16 protein-coding genes are annotated in these 13873 nt (G+C 71.4%); 5 read left to right on the plus strand and 11 right to left on the minus strand.

Translation table 11 applies throughout. From position 1 onward, the window contains the following. Positions 1-53: 53 nt before the first annotated feature. The 7 genes from SOM13_RS14090 to SOM13_RS14120 form a co-directional block, all read right to left on the minus strand. On the minus strand, positions 54-1427 hold the full coding sequence (locus SOM13_RS14090; protein ID WP_192061624.1) for a glycosyltransferase 87 family protein: 1374 nt from the start codon (positions 1425-1427) through the stop codon (positions 54-56). A gap of 117 nt (positions 1428-1544) precedes the next feature. Continuing rightward, entirely contained in the window at positions 1545-2516 is a 972-nt protein-coding gene (locus SOM13_RS14095; protein WP_320480083.1) for a prenyltransferase, read from the minus strand. Beyond that, positions 2513-2869, minus strand: a complete 357-nt coding sequence (locus SOM13_RS14100) for a lycopene cyclase domain-containing protein (protein ID WP_192061626.1) — start codon at positions 2867-2869, stop codon at positions 2513-2515. The genes SOM13_RS14095 and SOM13_RS14100 overlap by 4 nt, the downstream gene beginning before the upstream one ends. Next, positions 2866-3207, minus strand: coding sequence for a lycopene cyclase domain-containing protein (locus SOM13_RS14105; RefSeq protein ID WP_320480084.1), 342 nt, complete (start codon positions 3205-3207; stop codon positions 2866-2868). Before SOM13_RS14105 ends, SOM13_RS14100 begins: the two co-directional genes overlap by 4 nt. Continuing rightward, positions 3207-4907: a phytoene desaturase family protein gene (gene crtI, locus SOM13_RS14110; protein WP_243215271.1), complete on the minus strand. Its 1701-nt coding sequence runs from the start codon at positions 4905-4907 to the stop codon at positions 3207-3209. Before crtI ends, SOM13_RS14105 begins: the two co-directional genes overlap by 1 nt. Next, positions 4904-5797: a phytoene/squalene synthase family protein gene (locus SOM13_RS14115; protein ID WP_192061629.1), complete on the minus strand. Its 894-nt coding sequence runs from the start codon at positions 5795-5797 to the stop codon at positions 4904-4906. Before SOM13_RS14115 ends, crtI begins: the two co-directional genes overlap by 4 nt. Beyond that, the gene (locus SOM13_RS14120; protein WP_243215272.1) at positions 5794-6864 is read right to left on the minus strand and encodes a polyprenyl synthetase family protein; all 1071 of its coding nucleotides are present in this window, start codon (positions 6862-6864) and stop codon (positions 5794-5796) included. The genes SOM13_RS14115 and SOM13_RS14120 overlap by 4 nt, the downstream gene beginning before the upstream one ends. A 19-nt stretch (positions 6865-6883) precedes the next feature. Between SOM13_RS14120 and idi the strand changes: the two genes are divergently transcribed. Continuing rightward, complete coding sequence (gene idi / locus SOM13_RS14125) at positions 6884-7459, plus strand: isopentenyl-diphosphate Delta-isomerase (protein WP_243215273.1); 576 nt, start codon at positions 6884-6886, stop codon at positions 7457-7459. A 179-nt stretch (positions 7460-7638) separates the two neighbouring features. Next, positions 7639-7839, plus strand: coding sequence for a hypothetical protein (locus SOM13_RS14130; protein WP_192061632.1), 201 nt, complete (start codon positions 7639-7641; stop codon positions 7837-7839). A 104-nt stretch (positions 7840-7943) separates the two neighbouring features. On the opposite strand, the gene SOM13_RS14135 is transcribed toward SOM13_RS14130, so the two are convergent. Next, positions 7944-9056 (minus strand): acyl-CoA desaturase, encoded by a 1113-nt coding sequence (locus tag SOM13_RS14135; RefSeq protein WP_320480085.1) that lies wholly within the window; start codon positions 9054-9056, stop codon positions 7944-7946. A gap of 187 nt (positions 9057-9243) precedes the next feature. Between SOM13_RS14135 and SOM13_RS14140 the strand changes: the two genes are divergently transcribed. After that, the gene (locus tag SOM13_RS14140; protein ID WP_320480086.1) at positions 9244-9921 is read left to right on the plus strand and encodes an HdeD family acid-resistance protein; all 678 of its coding nucleotides are present in this window, start codon (positions 9244-9246) and stop codon (positions 9919-9921) included. Further along, entirely contained in the window at positions 9918-10163 is a 246-nt protein-coding gene (locus SOM13_RS14145) for a hypothetical protein (RefSeq protein ID WP_192061634.1), read from the plus strand. The genes SOM13_RS14140 and SOM13_RS14145 overlap by 4 nt, the downstream gene beginning before the upstream one ends. Before the next feature lie 225 nt (positions 10164-10388). Here SOM13_RS14145 and purB read toward each other — a convergent pair whose 3' ends face one another. The 3 genes from purB to SOM13_RS14160 are packed head-to-tail and all read right to left on the minus strand — an operon-like array spanning position 10389 to position 12684. Next, a complete protein-coding gene (purB, locus tag SOM13_RS14150; protein WP_320480087.1) occupies positions 10389-11771 on the minus strand; it encodes an adenylosuccinate lyase in 1383 nt (460 codons plus the stop codon). After that, the gene (locus tag SOM13_RS14155) at positions 11768-12226 is read right to left on the minus strand and encodes a low molecular weight protein-tyrosine-phosphatase (protein WP_192061668.1); all 459 of its coding nucleotides are present in this window, start codon (positions 12224-12226) and stop codon (positions 11768-11770) included. Before SOM13_RS14155 ends, purB begins: the two co-directional genes overlap by 4 nt. 50 nt (positions 12227-12276) lie before the next feature. Then, on the minus strand, positions 12277-12684 hold the full coding sequence (locus tag SOM13_RS14160) for a phage holin family protein (RefSeq protein WP_192061636.1): 408 nt from the start codon (positions 12682-12684) through the stop codon (positions 12277-12279). 106 nt (positions 12685-12790) lie between these two features. On the opposite strand from SOM13_RS14160, the gene SOM13_RS14165 reads away from it, so the two are divergent. Further along, positions 12791-13858: a histidinol-phosphate transaminase gene (locus tag SOM13_RS14165; protein WP_192061669.1), complete on the plus strand. Its 1068-nt coding sequence runs from the start codon at positions 12791-12793 to the stop codon at positions 13856-13858. The last annotated feature ends 15 nt before the right edge of the window (positions 13859-13873 follow it).

The following is a 13873-nucleotide window of genomic DNA, read 5'->3' on the forward strand; positions in this document are numbered from 1 at the left end:
GCTCTGGACTCTCCACGCTGGCACAGCACGGCCCGGGAGGCCCAGATTGACCTCTATCGGGCGGATCTCAGCCCGATGCCGACGGCCTCGGGCGTCAGAGGGCGCCCGGTGACGCCGACGGCCGCCAGCGCGGCGGCCACGACCCGCAGCACGCACCAGCCGAAGAGCACCACGATCAGCACGTTGCGGGCCGCGAGCACCACCACCGCGAACGGATTCAGATCGAGGAGGGGCAGGTACAGGATCGGGAACACGAGCGTCGTCAGCCCGGCCGACCAGCCGATGAGCAGGGCCGGCACCCGGAACTGCTCGGGCCGGAGCGCCAGCCCGACCGCGACGACGGGCGCGATCCACAGCACGTACTGCGGCGAGCCGACCTTGTTGAGGGCGACGAACGTGGTCGTCAGCGCGAGGGCGCCGAGCAGCACGACGCCGGTCTCGTCGACGGCCCGGGCACCGCGACGGGCACCGGGCAGCCCTAGGGCGGCGACGGCGACGAGCACGGCCAGCGCGAACAGCACCCCGAACATCAGACCGGTGCTGCCGTTGATCAGCACCGAGGCGCCGGGCCCCATGACCTCGTTCGTCGCGAGCCCCACGTTCTCGTAGACGGAGGCGCCGGGCACCCCGAGCATCGCCATCCAGAGCCACGGGGTCGCCATCGGCGCCTCGACCTGCAGGCCGCGGCTCGACTGCATCGTGACGAAGCTGTCGAGGTGCGAGGCGCCGCCGCCCACGACGACGAGCCCCACGATGGCCGCGCTCGTCGCGACGCCCGCCCCGACGATGGAGCCCCGACGGCGCGACACCGCGACGGCGGCGGCGACGACCGCGGCGGGCCAGACCTTGATCCAGGTCGCGAGGGCGAGCAGCGCGCCGGCGACCCTCGGCCGGGTGGCGAGCATCAGCAGCCCGGCCACGACGAGCGGGGCGCTGAACCCCTCGAGCCGCAGGAACGCCACGGGGCTCAGCAGGAACAGGATGAGCAGCCACCACCAGGCGGCCGTGGCGTCGACGGTGCGTCGCCCGCGGTCGGTGAGCAGCCAGAGCGCCCCGGCGTTGACCGCGGTCAGCAGCAGCAGCCAGACGAACTGGTAGAGCGACTCGCCCAGGATGTTCGAGAGCACGATCGGCCCGAGCGCCCCCGCCGGGTAGACCCAGTCGAAGTCGAGCACCGGCCAACGGCCGTCGGCGAGCGCGCCGCTCGCCCACGAACGGTAGAGCGGGAGGTCGCCGGTGACGTCGCCGGTGAGCATCATCGGCGTCAGGGCGAGCATCACGGTGAGGTGCAGGCTGACGAACGCCCACCAGATCGCGTGCGGGTGCCGGCGGATGACCGCCCAGCGCTCGGCGACGCGGTGCCCCGTGTCGTTCCAGGCACGGGCCCGGCGGAGGGCGGCGGCGGATCGACTGAGGCGAGGACTCACGACGCGACCATAGGGGGCGTACCTATCACGGAGGTGAACATCGGGAGGCGCGTCGGTTCGTCCGCCGCCTCGGGCCACGGCCGTCTCGCGCCAGGGCCGTCTCGGGCCGGGGCCGTCTCAGGCCAGGGCGACCCACCAGATGAGCAGCATCGTCGTGACGAAGCCCGACAGGAAGTTCAGCGTCAGGAACCGCTTCCAGCCGCGGTTGACGCCCTCCGCGTCGGCGTCGGCGACGTTCCACCACGGGGCGCAGCTGATCGCGTAGACCACGGGGATGATCGCCGCGATCGGGCCGGGGAACTCGGTGAGGGTCATCAGCACCCCGGCGAGGAGGTACGCCACGACCGAGAACCGGACGGTCGCCTTCGCCCCGATCACCGTCGCGATCGACGCGATGCCGCCCTCGCGGTCGGCGAGGACGTCCTGGACGGCGCCGAACGCGTGACTGGCCATCCCCCAGAGGAAGAACGCGCCCAGCAGCGCGACGAGCTGCGGCGTGACGGTCGCGCCGGCGAGCGCGAGCCCGTAGACGGCGGGGCTGACGAAGTGCGTGCTCGACGTGATCGAATCGACGAACGGGCGCTCCTTGAAGCGCAGCCCGGGTGCCGAGTAGGCGATGACCGCGAAGACGCTGATGGCCAGCACGAGCCAGCTGAGCGGGCTGCCGACGATCACCAGGAAGATCAGGAACGGCACGTTCGTGACGACGGCGGCCCACAGCGTCGTGCGGTGCAGACCGCGGTCGAGCAGCGCGCCCTCGACCCCGCCCTTGCGCGGGTTGCGGAGGTCGCTCTCGTAGTCGAAGACGTCGTTGATGCCGTACATCGCGAGGTTGTAGGGCACCAGGAAGTACACGATGCCGACGATCGCGATCAGCCAGGGGACGGCGCCGAAGTCGAAGAAGCCGGTCGCGTCCGACGACAGGCCGGCGACGGCACTCGAGCCGTCCGAGTCGAGCGGCACGTACGACCCGCCGTACGCGACGGTGCCGCTCGCCGACGTCAGGATGAACGCCGCCGCGAACGGGAACGCCGTGTTGATCCAGCTGAGGGGCCGTGACGACCAGAACAGGGCGGTCAGCGTCTTCATGAGCGCGCCTCCTTCGGGGCCCGGCGTCCGCCGAGCAGGGTCCACACCGACGGCAGCAGCACGAGGGCGGCCACCGAGTAGGCGAAGTCCTCGAGGGGGGCGATGCCGATCTTCACGCCGCTGATGCGGTCGGGCGCGTAGTCGACCAGACCGACCCCGATCATGATGTTGTCGAAGACGGCGGTCATCAGCAGCAGCACGACCGTCGAGAGGCCGGCCGCGCGCACGCGGGCGACACGGGCGGCCGAGGAGGCGCGCTCGGCCCGACCGCGCCACCAGGCAGCCAGCACGGCGGCCCCCGCCACCACGGCCACGAGCGCGAGGAACACGGCGTTGATCGCCCAGTACGTCATGAGGCGCCGCCCTCTCGACGGGAGGCGCGACGATCGACGATCAGCCGTGTGCCGGCGAGGAGGTTCATCGTCAGGTAGCAGAGCAGCGTCAGGAAGAAGACCTCTTCGAGCGGCAGCTCGGGGGCGATCTGGATGCCGGTCATGAACGACGTCTCGCCTCGGAAGAACACCCCGGTGTCGATGCCGACGATGTCCCAGATCAGGAAGAAGACGACGCCGATCAGCAGCGTCACGAACGCCCGCGGGGCGTCACGCCAGAAGAACAGCGTGAACCGGCGGTCGAGCATCGCCATGCCGAAGATCGAGATGCAGAGGGCGACGAGGTAGAGCAGGCCCATCAGGCGGCGGACTCGGACCGGGGAGGCGCGCTCGAGGTCGACTCGCCGGGCTCGGGCAGCGGCTCGGTGCTGCGGTCGCCGCGCAGGTTCTTCAGCAGGATCTCGGCGCTGATCAGGCACATCGGCAGACCGATGCCGGGTCGCACAGACCCGCCGACGTAGAAGAGGTTCTCGACGTGCTCGGACGTGTTGCCGGCGCGGAACATCGCGCTCTGGTCGAGGGTGTGGGCCGGGCCGAGCATGCTGCCGCTCCAGGCGTTGACGTCGTCGACGAAGTCGCGGGGGCCGCGGGTGCGCCGTAGGACGACGCGGTCGGCGAGGTCGGAGACACCCGTCCAGCTCGCGATCTGCTCGATCACGAGGTCGGCGAGCCGCTCGATCAGCGTGTCGCCGTCTCCGTCGACGTCGCCGCGACCGAGCGCCGGGTCGGCGGGCAGCGGGACGAGCACGAAGAGATTCGTGTGACCCTCGGGCGCGGTCGACGGGTCGACGGTGCTCGGCTTGCAGACGTAGAGCGAGGGCGGGTCGGGGATGCGCTTGTCGGCCCCGAAGATGCGGTCGAAGTTCTCGTGCCAGTCGTTCGCGAACAGCAGCGTGTGGTGCTCGAGCTCGGGGATCTCGCCCTCGACGCCGAGGTACATCAGCAGGGCGCTCGGCCCCGGGTCGCGCTTCGTCCAGTAGTCGTCGTCGAAGGTGCGGAGCGACGGGGGCAGCATCGTGGTCTCGATGTGGTGCAGATCGGCGGCCCCGACCACCACGTCGGCCTCGAGGAGCTGCGCCTCGCCGTCGGCGTCGACGTACTCGACCCCGGTGGCGACGCCCCGCGAGCGCACCCGACCGGCACGACCCTCGCCGACGACGGGCTCGGCGGTCGTCACGCGCGTGACCGACGCCTCGGTCTCGATGCGCACCCCCGCCTCGCGGGCCACGCGCTCGATCGCGTCGATGACGGTGATCAGCCCGCCGCGCGGGTAGAGCACGCCGTCGTCGAGGTCGAGCGTGCTCATCAGGTGGTACATGCTCGGCGTCTTGAACGGCGAGGATCCGAGGAACACCGCGGGGTAGCCGAGGATCTGCCGCAGCCGCGGCTCCTTCACCGTGCGCGACGCGAACGTGTCGAGGTCTTGGAGCAGGAGGCGCGCGAGCTTCGGCAGACGGACGACGACGTCTCCGCGCAGCAGGGGACCGACGCTCTCGAAGCTCGTGTAGAGGAACCTCTGCTTGGCCATCTCGTACGTGTCGCGGGCCGACCGCAGGTAGCTGCGCATGCGGTCGCCGCTGCCGGGCTCGATCGACTCGAACAGCGCGACGTTCTCTTCGAGACCGCGGGGGACGTCGATGGGCGCGTCGGACCCGCCGTCGGCCGACGGCTCGAAGTAGACGCGGTAGCCGGGGTCGAGCTCGACGAGGTCGAGCTGCTCGGCCGACGACGTGCCCATCAGCCGGAAGAAGTGGTCGAACACCTCGGGCATCAGGTACCAGCTGGGGCCGAGGTCGAAGCGGAACCCGTCGTGGCTCCACGAGCCGGCGCGACCGCCGACGGCGTCGTTCTTCTCGAGCAGCACGACGTCGTGGCCCTCGCGGGCGAGCAGCGCCGCCGAGGCCAGACCGCTGATGCCGCCGCCGATCACGACGGCGCGCGAGCCGTGCCGCTCGACGGTGGTGTCTCCGGTGGCGCGGTCGAGCCAGGGTGTGCTCACGAGGTCCTCTCGGCGGGGCGGTCGGGGATGCGGGTGGTGCGGCCGGCGGCGGACGCGAGGGCGATGCGGACCTTCACCGGGTCGGGCACGCGCACACGGGCGCGGATGAGCGAGGAGGCGGGGGTCGCCTCGAGACGGCGGTTCAACTCGGCGAACAGGCCGTGCGCCAGGGCGACCGCGCGTCGCGACGTCGCGGGCAGCACGGGGATGATGTCGCCGGCGACCCGGAGGTCGTCGTCGATGTCGGCCACGAGGCGGGCCTTGGTGGCCTCGTCGAACGAGCCGACGTCGACCCCGGGGAAGTAGCTGCGGCCGAGCTGCTCGAAGTCGGCCGCGAGGTCGCGCAGGAAGTTCACCTTCTGGAAGGCCGCGCCGAGGCGCCGGGCGCCCTCGTCGAGCTCGGCGACGGTCGACGACGGGAACGCGTGCCCGAGGAGGAACGCGCGGAGGCACATCAGACCGACGACCTCGGCCGAGCCGTGGACGTAGCGGTCGAACGACTCGGCGTCGTGCTCGCGGGCGCTGAGGTCGGCGCGCATCGAGGCGAAGAAGGGGCGGGTCAGCTCGCTGCCGAAGCCGGCGGTGCGCGCGGTTCGGGCGAAGGCGTGCACGACGAGGTTCGCGCTGAAGCCCGTCTCGATGGCCCGCTCGGTCTCGGCCTCGAACTCGTCGAGGCACCGCGCGGACGACTCGGGGTCGAGCCCCGCCTCGGCGGCCGGCCCGTCGACGATCTCGTCGGCGACCCGCACCAGCGCGTAGACGTTCTCGACGTGCTGACGGACGTCGGCGCCGAGGAGGCGCGAGGCCAACCCGAACGACGTCGAGTACCGACGGATCACCCCCGACGCCGTCTGGTCGGCGACGGTGTCGTACAGCGCGAGGCCGGTCATCGGACCCTCTCGAGGACGGTCGAGACGAGCGGGCTGAGGGCGTCTCGGAGGGCGTCGCCGATCGCGGGGCCCTCGAGCACGGCCAGGGCCCGTGCCGCGTGCTGCTCGACGAGCGTCTCGGCGAACGACCGCGCACCGCACGCCTCGAGCCTGCTGCGGACGTGCGCGGCCTCGTCCGGGGTCAGATCGGCCTTGCCGACGAAGGGCTGGATCGCGAACCACTGGTCGGTCGTCGCGGCGTGCGCGATCAGCACGGTGCGCTTGCCCTCGCGGAGGTCGCCGAGCGTCGTCTTGCCCGTGCTCTCTTCGGTGCCGAAGACGCCGAGCAGGTCGTCGACCAGCTGGTAGGCGACCCCGACCTCTCGGCCGAACTCGCCGACCGCGTCGACGACGTCGTCGCCGGCCCCGGCCAGGACGGCGCCGGCCTGCAGCGGGGCCTCGAACGAGTAGACCGCGGTCTTCGCGCGCTCCATGTTCAGGATCTCGTCGACCGTCGGCACGTCGTCCGACAGCGAGAGCTCGACGTCGACCATCTCGCCGCCGGCGCTGACGAAGATGGCCTCGTCGAGGATGTCGAGGAGGCGCGCCTGGACCCCGCTCTCGCACCGCACCTGCATGAGGAGGCGGCTCGCACCGGTCAGCGCGAGGTCGCCTGCGATGACGGCGGCCGACATGCCCCGGTGCTCGGCTGCGGGCGTCGAGAGACCGGCGGTCGTCGCGGTGTCGCGGTAGCTGCCCGAGACGTTCGGGATGCCGCGCCGTGAGAAGTCGCGGTCGATGACGTCGTCGTGCACGATGAGGGCGGTGTGCAGCAGCTCGAAGGCCGCCCCGACACCCGCCACGGCGTCTTCGTCGCCACCGCCCAGGGCGTCGTACGCCGTGAAGACCATGCGCGGGCGGAACCGCTTGCCGCCGGCGCTGTTGCGCTCGAGCACGGACCAGAGGTCGACGTAGCGCGAGCCGACCGACTCGGCCCGGCGTTTGGCCAGGCTGAAGAAGCCGTCGAGGACGGCGTCGACACGCTCATGCCGCTCCCGCGTCCGTTCGCGAAGAAGTTCACCGTCCACGCCAGGCAGACTACCTCTCATGACATCCGAGAAACCCTCCTCAGCGGTCGAGCCCCACGAGATCGCTCCGGGGCCGCAGGCCGAGCTGGTCGTGCTGCTCGACGAGTCGGGCGAACCGGTCGGGACGACCGAGAAGGCGACCGTCCACACCGCCACCACTCCCCTGCACCTCGCCTTCAGCTGCCACGTCGTCGACGACCTCGGTCGTGTGCTCGTGACCCGGCGCGCCCTGTCGAAGAAGACCTGGCCCGGTGTCTGGACGAACTCGTACTGCGGCCACCCGGCCCCCGGCGAGACGCCGGCCGACGCCGTCCGCCGCCGCGCCTCGCAGGAGCTCGGCATCGAGGTCAGCGACGTCGAGGTCATCCTCCCCGACTTCCGCTACATCGCCACCGACGCCTCGGGCGTCGTCGAGAACGAGATCTGCCCCGTGTTCACCGCCCGGGTGGTCGGCACGCCCGACCCGTCGCCCGACGAGGTCGCCGAGTGGGCCTGGGTCGATCCGGCCGAGCTCCGCCGCGCCGTGGCCGCCGCGCCCTTCGCCTTCAGCCCGTGGCTCGGGTGGCAGCTGGAGGCGTGGCCCGCGACCGCGTGACGCCCGCCGGGTCGGCGACCCGCGCCTCCTCGGGTCGGCGACCCGCGCCTCCTCGGCTGGTCCGCTCCTAGCAGCGTCGCCGCGCCCTGGCAACCCCCTTCACCGCGTTCGGCGCCGTCTCTAGGTTGAGAGCGTCCCCGCGCGACCGCCGGGGCTCTTCGACGGAGGGCGGACCGATCGTGACGAGCACCTATCGGAGCGACCCGGCCACCGAACCCGTCCGGATCGTCGGCTACTCGAAGCCCCGCACCCGCACATCCGACGATGTGACCGACCACCGTCGGCAGAACGTCGCGGCCGGCCGCCCCCGACCGGACGCCGACTCCCGCGTGCGGTACGTGGACTTCCTCGTCACGCGACGCGACGACCGGACGGGCTGAGACGACGGACCGCCCCGCCGCTCGACGGATCGAGGGGCGGGGCGGTCTGCGGTCGACCTGCTCGCGACCGGCGCGCTGGGCGACCGGTGCGGCGAGCGACCGACTCAGCGGGGGCGCAGCTGCTGGGCGGCCGGGCAGTCGAACGGGTCGCGGGCGGCGAGCCCGACCCGGTTCAGGTAGCGGACGACGATCCCGTACGACTTCGTGATCGTGGTCTCGGTGTACGGGATGTCGTAGGAGGCGCAGTGCTGCTTCACGAGGCGGCTCGCGGCCCGCAGATGCGGGCGCGCCATGCTCGGGAACAGGTGGTGCTCGACCTGGTAGTTCAGCCCGCCCATGAACGCGGTCGAGAAGCGGCCCGTGATGTTGCGCGACGTCAGCACCTGCTTGCTGAGGAAGTCGACCTTGGCGCCCTCGGGGATGATCGGCATGCCCTTGTGGTTCGGGGCGAACGACGAGCCCATGTAGAGGCCGAAGACGGCCATCTGCACGCCGATGAACGCGAAGGCCATGCCGAGCGGCAGGAACCAGAACACGACGCCGAAGTACAGGGCCAGACGCACGGCGATGAGCGTGATCTCGAGCGCACGGCCCTCGACCTTCTGACGCCCCAGCAGCGTGCGGAACGACGTCACGTGCAGGTTGACGCCCTCGCCGAGCAGCAGCGGGAAGAAGAAGTAGCCCTGGCGGCGCGTGATGAAGCCGAGCACGCCCCGCTGCTTCGCGGCGTCCTCTTCGAGGAACGAGATCGTGTCGAAGGCGATGTCGGGGTCTTTGCCCTTGGTGTTCGGGTTCGCGTGGTGACGCGTGTGCTTCGTCATCCACCACGCGTAGCTGATGCCGACGACCCCGGCGGCCAGCACGCGGCCGACCTTGTCGTTCGTCGTGCCCGACGCGAAGACCTGACGGTGCGACGCCTCGTGGGTGAGGAACGCGAACTGCGTGAGGATGACCCCGAGCGCCGCGGCGATCAGCAGCTGGAACCAGCTCGACCCGAGCAGGACGAAGCCGGTGGCGGCACCGCCGAGGCTCAGCACGAGCATGACGAAGACGGTGATGTAGAAGCCGGTGCGACGCTTGAGGAGACCCGCGTCGCGCACGCTCTTCAGCAGCTCGGAGTAGGTGCTCGTCGGCTTGCTGACCCGGCCGGGGACGGTGGCCCGGAAACCGGAGTCGGCGAAGCGGTCGGTGGTCGGGGATGGTGCAACGGACGTCATCGGGCTCCGGCGGTGGTCGACTTCCCAGCCGCGTGTCGTGAGCGATGCGCCCTTGGATGTAGCGACCGTAAGGGAGCCCCCTGGGTAACCGTCGTGAGAAGGGGTGAGCGACGGGTGATCGTCCCGGAGGCCTGTCAGGGGAGGGGCGGTAAACTCCTCGGGTTCCCCGACGCCCGAAAGAGGTCCCGTGTCTGCCCATCCCGACGCTGCCCGCAGCGCGCGCTACTGGCCGGTCCCGCTGCTCCGCGCGGTGCCCGCCCTGGCGATGGGCGTGATCATCACGTTCTCACCCGACCATTCGGCCCGCATCGGGCTCATCGTCTTCGGGGCGGCGACCCTGGTCGCCGGGCTCGTCCTCGCGCTCGGCGCGGCGACCCGCCTGTCGTCCGACCCGTCGAGTCGGACGCTACAGCTGGTGCAGGGCGTCGTGGGTCTCCTGGCCGGCATCGCGGCGCTCGTCTTCTCGTCGGGCGGGCTGACCGTGCTCGTCGCCGTCGTCCTGGCCTGGGCCTTCGTGACCGGGGCACTCGAGCTCGTCACGGGTCTGCGGCGTCGCGGCCGCTCGCCGCTCGCCCGTGACTGGACGACCGTCGGGGCGCTGACGCTCGCGCTCGCCCTGGCCTTCGTGCTCGTGCCGCCCGATTACGCCCGCGAGCTCGGCGGCATCGAGCGGATCGAGGGCGTGCTGACCTCGTCGACCGTGCTGGTCGGCCTGCTGGGCGCGTACGGTGCCCTCGTCGGCGTGTTCCTCGTGATCGCGGGCCTGTCGCTCAAGTGGCAGACCACGACACCCGACCCGGCGGGGATCCCCGCCCACCCCGCTTCAGACGCCGACACCAGTTCAGACGGAGTACCCCAGAGATGACCCAACCCAGCTGGCGCGACCGCGTCCGCCCCGCCGAGTTCCTCGGCCTCAGCGCGGTGTTCGCCGTGTTCATCGGCGTCGTCGTGCTGCTCACCACCCGCGAACTCGACCTCGCGCTGATCTTCCTCTGCATCGGCTTCATCGTCGCCCTCGTCGTGATCGCCATGCTCGCCCTCGCGGCGAAGCCCAACGACGACGAGCAGCACGAGCTCGACGACGCCGACAAGCCGCGCGGGCACTGACCGGCGCCGGCGGGACCCGCCGACCCGCGCCTCCTCGGCTCCGCCCTGCGCGGTGCTGGGCGGTGCATTTCTGCGCGCTGCGGTTCTGCGCGCTGCAGTTCGGTGCGCTGCGGTTCTGCGCGCTGCCGGCGGGTTCGGCGGGTTCCCGTCACTCGCGGCGGGTCAGCGCTGACCCGCCCCCGATGACACGAACCCGCCGCAGCGCGCTGGCGCACGAGTGGCGGGCTACGCCAGGCGGTCGACCAGCTGCGACGCGATGCCCGTGTAGGTCGGCGGCGTCAGCGCGGTGAGCCGGCGCTTCGCGTCGTCGCCGATGTCGAGCCCCTCGACGAACGCGACGAGCTCGGCCTGCCCGACCCGCTTGCCCCGGGTGAGCTCCTTCAGCATCGCGTAGGGATCGGCGATCGACGAGCGGCCGGCGACGACCTCGGCGCGGATCACCGTCTGGATCGCCTCGCCGAGCACCTCCCAGTTCGAGTCGAGGTCGGCTTCGAGGGCGACCGTGCCGACGGCGATCTCGCCGAGCCCGCGGCGCAGGTTGTCGAGCGCGAGCATCGAGTGACCGAACGCGACGCCGATGTTGCGCTGCGTCGACGAGTCGGTCAGGTCGCGCTGCTGGCGTGAGGTGACGAGCGTCGAGGCGAGCGAGTCGAGCAGGGCGCACGAGAGCTCGAGGTTCGCCTCGGCGTTCTCGAACCGGATGGGGTTGATCTTGTGCGGCATCGTCGACGAGCCCGTCGCGCCGACCTGCGGGATCTGCGTGAAGTACCCCATCGAGATGTACGACCAGACGTCGGTCGCGAGGTTGTGCAGCACCCGGTTCGCGTGGGCGACGCGCGAGTACAGCTCGGCCTGCCAGTCGTGCGACTCGATCTGCGTGGTGAGCGGGTTCCAGACGAGGCCGAGGCTGTCCTCGACGAAGGCCCGCGAGATCTCGGGCCAGTCGGCCGACGGGTCGGCGACGACGTGCGCCGAGAACGTGCCCGTCGCGCCGCTGAACTTGCCGAGGTACTCGGTCGCGACGATCTGCGCGCGGAGGCGCTGCAGGCGGTGCACGAAGACCGCGAACTCCTTGCCGACCGTGGTCGGGGTCGCGGGCTGGCCGTGCGTGTGGGCGAGCATCGGCACGTCGCGGGCGTCCGTCGACCAGCGCGTCAGGGCGTCGATCACGGCGTCGAAGGCGGGCAGCCAGACCTCGGCGACGGCGGCCTTGACGGTGACGGCGTACGAGAGGTTGTTGATGTCCTCGCTGGTGCAGGCGAAGTGGGTCAGCTCGGCGATCGAGTCGAGGCCGAGGTCGGTCAGGCGCGCCCGCACGTAGTACTCGACGGCCTTGACGTCGTGGCGGGTGGTGGCCTCGAGACCGGCGAGCTCGTCGATGGCGTCTTGACCGAAGTCGGCGACGATCGCCCGGAGCGCCCGCTTCTGCGACTCGTCGAGCGGGCTCGAGCCGAAGGCCCCGCGCTCGGTCTGCGCGATCAGCCACTCGACCTCGACGTGCACGCGGGCACGGTTGAGACCGGCCTCGCTGAGGTGGTCGCCGAGCGAGCCGACGGAGGCGCGGTACCGGCCGTCGAGGGGGCTGAGGGGCTGAGGGGGCAACGTCATGAGGGTCCCTTGCGGAGTGCTGGTTCGATCTGGCGGAAGAGTGCGGCGCACGACTGCTCGACCAGGTCGAGGACCGTGTCGAACATCGCGGCGTCTGAGTAGTACGGATCGGGGACGTCGGTGCCCGTCACACCCGCACGCGCGGCCGCGGCGGGATCGAACGTCAGCAGCAGCTGCACCTTCGACCGGTCGGCGTCGTTCGTCGCCCACGAGCGGAGGATGCGCTCCTGCCCCCGGTCGAACGCGACGACGAGGTCGTGCCGCGCGAAGTCGTCGGTGGCGAACTGCTTCGCCCGGTGACGCGAGCCATCGTATCCGCGGGCCGCGAGGGCGGTCTCCGTGCGCGGGTCGGCGCCTTCGCCGACGTGCCAGTCGCCGGTGCCGGCGGACGAGATGACGAGGTCGTCGCCGTGCCCGGCCGCGTCGGCGAGCGACCGCAGCACCGTCTCGGCCATGGGCGAGCGGCAGATGTTGCCGGTGCAGACGAAGCAGACGCTGAAGCGGTTCACCGCCGGCGGTCGCCGGACTCGACGATCGGGCGGACGACGATGCCGATCAGCCAGGCCAGGATCGCGAGCACGAGGGCGCCGAGCACGCCCCACCAGAAGCCCTCGATCTCGAGGCCGAAGCCGATCAGGCCCGAGATCCAGGCGACGATGCCGAGCAGCAGCCCGTTGACGATCAGCGACACGAGCCCGAGGGTGAGGACGTAGAGGGGGAACGCGACGACCCGGATCGCCGTGCCGACGACGCCGTTGACCACGCCGAAGATCAGCGCGACGAGCAGGTACGTCAGCACCGTCTCGGTGGTGCCGCCCACGCCGTAGGGGTCGACGTCGACACCCGACACGATCAGGGTGGTCAGCCAGAGGGCCACGGCGTTGATGAGCAGCCTCACGATGAATCGGGTCATCCCCCCATCATGCCGAACGGGCGCCCTCGCGCGGTAGTGCGGCGTCCCACCGAGGAGGCGCGGTGCCGTGTCATCCGTCGGTGGCAGCCCCTAGGGTGGCCGGGTGATGACTCCCGTTCGACTCCGCCCCGAGATCGCCGCCCTGCCGCCGTACCGACAGGGCAAGCAGGCGTCGCCCGACGCCTTCAAGCTGTCGTCGAACGAGAACCCGTTCGAGCCGCTGCCGGCCGTCGTCGAGGCCCTCCGCGGCGCCGTCACGGTCAACCGCTACCCCGACGCGACGGCCGCGGCCCTCCGCGGCGCCCTGGCGGAGAAGTTCGGCGTCACCATCGACGAGGTGCACGTCGGCGCGGGGTCCGTCTCGCTGCTGCTGCAGTTCATCCAGGCCGCCGCCGCGCCCGGCGACGAGGTCGTCTACGCCTGGCGCTCGTTCGAGGCCTACCCGGGGCTCGTCACCGTGGCCGGCGCGACCAGCGTGCAGGTGCCCACCCGCGCCGACGGCAGCCACGACCTCGAGGCCATGGCCGCCGCCGTCACCGACCGCACGCGCCTGGTCGTCGTCTGCTCGCCGAACAACCCGTCGGGCACCACGGTCACCACCCACGAGTTCGAGACCTTCATGTCGGCCGTCCCCGACGACCTCCTGGTGATCCTCGACGAGGCCTACGCCGAGTTCGTCACCGACCCCGACGCGGTCGACGGCGAGTCGCTGACCGAGCGCCACCCGAACCTCGTCGTGCTCCGCACCTTCTCGAAGGCGTACGGGCTGGCGGCACTGCGCGTCGGGTACGCGATCGGCGCCTCCTCGGTGCTCGACGCCGCTCGGGCCACCGCCATCCCGCTGTCGGTCACCGAGCAGGGGCAGGCGGCCGCGCTCGCGTCGCTCGCCCACGAGTCCGAGCTGATGACCCGCGTCGACCGGATCGCCATGCTGCGCGACCAGGTGCGACAGGCGCTGATCGACCAGGGCTGGGACGTCCCGGCAGCCCAGGGCAACTTCGTCTGGCTGCCCACGGGCGAGCAGACCGCCACCGCCGCGGGCGTCTTCGCCGACCACGGGATCATCGTCCGGCCGTTCGCGCCCGAGGGCATCCGCATCACGATCGGCGAGCCGTCGTCGGTCGACAGACTGCTGCACGCGGCCCAGCAGGTGCGCCTGAACACATCACTCTGACGGCATGTAGCCGCC

This window comes from Frigoribacterium sp. CFBP9030 (assembly GCF_034045195.1).
Taxonomy (GTDB): domain Bacteria; phylum Actinomycetota; class Actinomycetes; order Actinomycetales; family Microbacteriaceae; genus Frigoribacterium.

Bases quoted from the DNA above. Each gene is read 5' to 3' on its own strand.
- purB (WP_320480087.1), bottom strand. From the start codon at position 11,771: ATGACGTTGCCCCCTCAGCCCCTCAGCCCCCTCGACGGCCGGTACCGC.
- SOM13_RS14115 (WP_192061629.1), bottom strand. From the start codon at position 5,797: ATGACCGGCCTCGCGCTGTACGACACCGTCGCCGACCAGACGGCGTCG.
- SOM13_RS14095 (WP_320480083.1), bottom strand. From the start codon at position 2,516: ATGAAGACGCTGACCGCCCTGTTCTGGTCGTCACGGCCCCTCAGCTGG.
- SOM13_RS14105 (WP_320480084.1), bottom strand. From the start codon at position 3,207: ATGGGCCTGCTCTACCTCGTCGCCCTCTGCATCTCGATCTTCGGCATG.
- SOM13_RS14135 (WP_320480085.1), bottom strand. From the start codon at position 9,056: ATGACGTCCGTTGCACCATCCCCGACCACCGACCGCTTCGCCGACTCC.
- SOM13_RS14155 (WP_192061668.1), bottom strand. From the start codon at position 12,226: ATGGCCGAGACGGTGCTGCGGTCGCTCGCCGACGCGGCCGGGCACGGC.
- SOM13_RS14100 (WP_192061626.1), bottom strand. From the start codon at position 2,869: ATGACGTACTGGGCGATCAACGCCGTGTTCCTCGCGCTCGTGGCCGTG.
- SOM13_RS14145 (WP_192061634.1), top strand. From the start codon at position 9,918: ATGACCCAACCCAGCTGGCGCGACCGCGTCCGCCCCGCCGAGTTCCTC.
- SOM13_RS14165 (WP_192061669.1), top strand. From the start codon at position 12,791: ATGACTCCCGTTCGACTCCGCCCCGAGATCGCCGCCCTGCCGCCGTAC.
- idi (WP_243215273.1), top strand. From the start codon at position 6,884: ATGACATCCGAGAAACCCTCCTCAGCGGTCGAGCCCCACGAGATCGCT.
- SOM13_RS14160 (WP_192061636.1), bottom strand. From the start codon at position 12,684: ATGACCCGATTCATCGTGAGGCTGCTCATCAACGCCGTGGCCCTCTGG.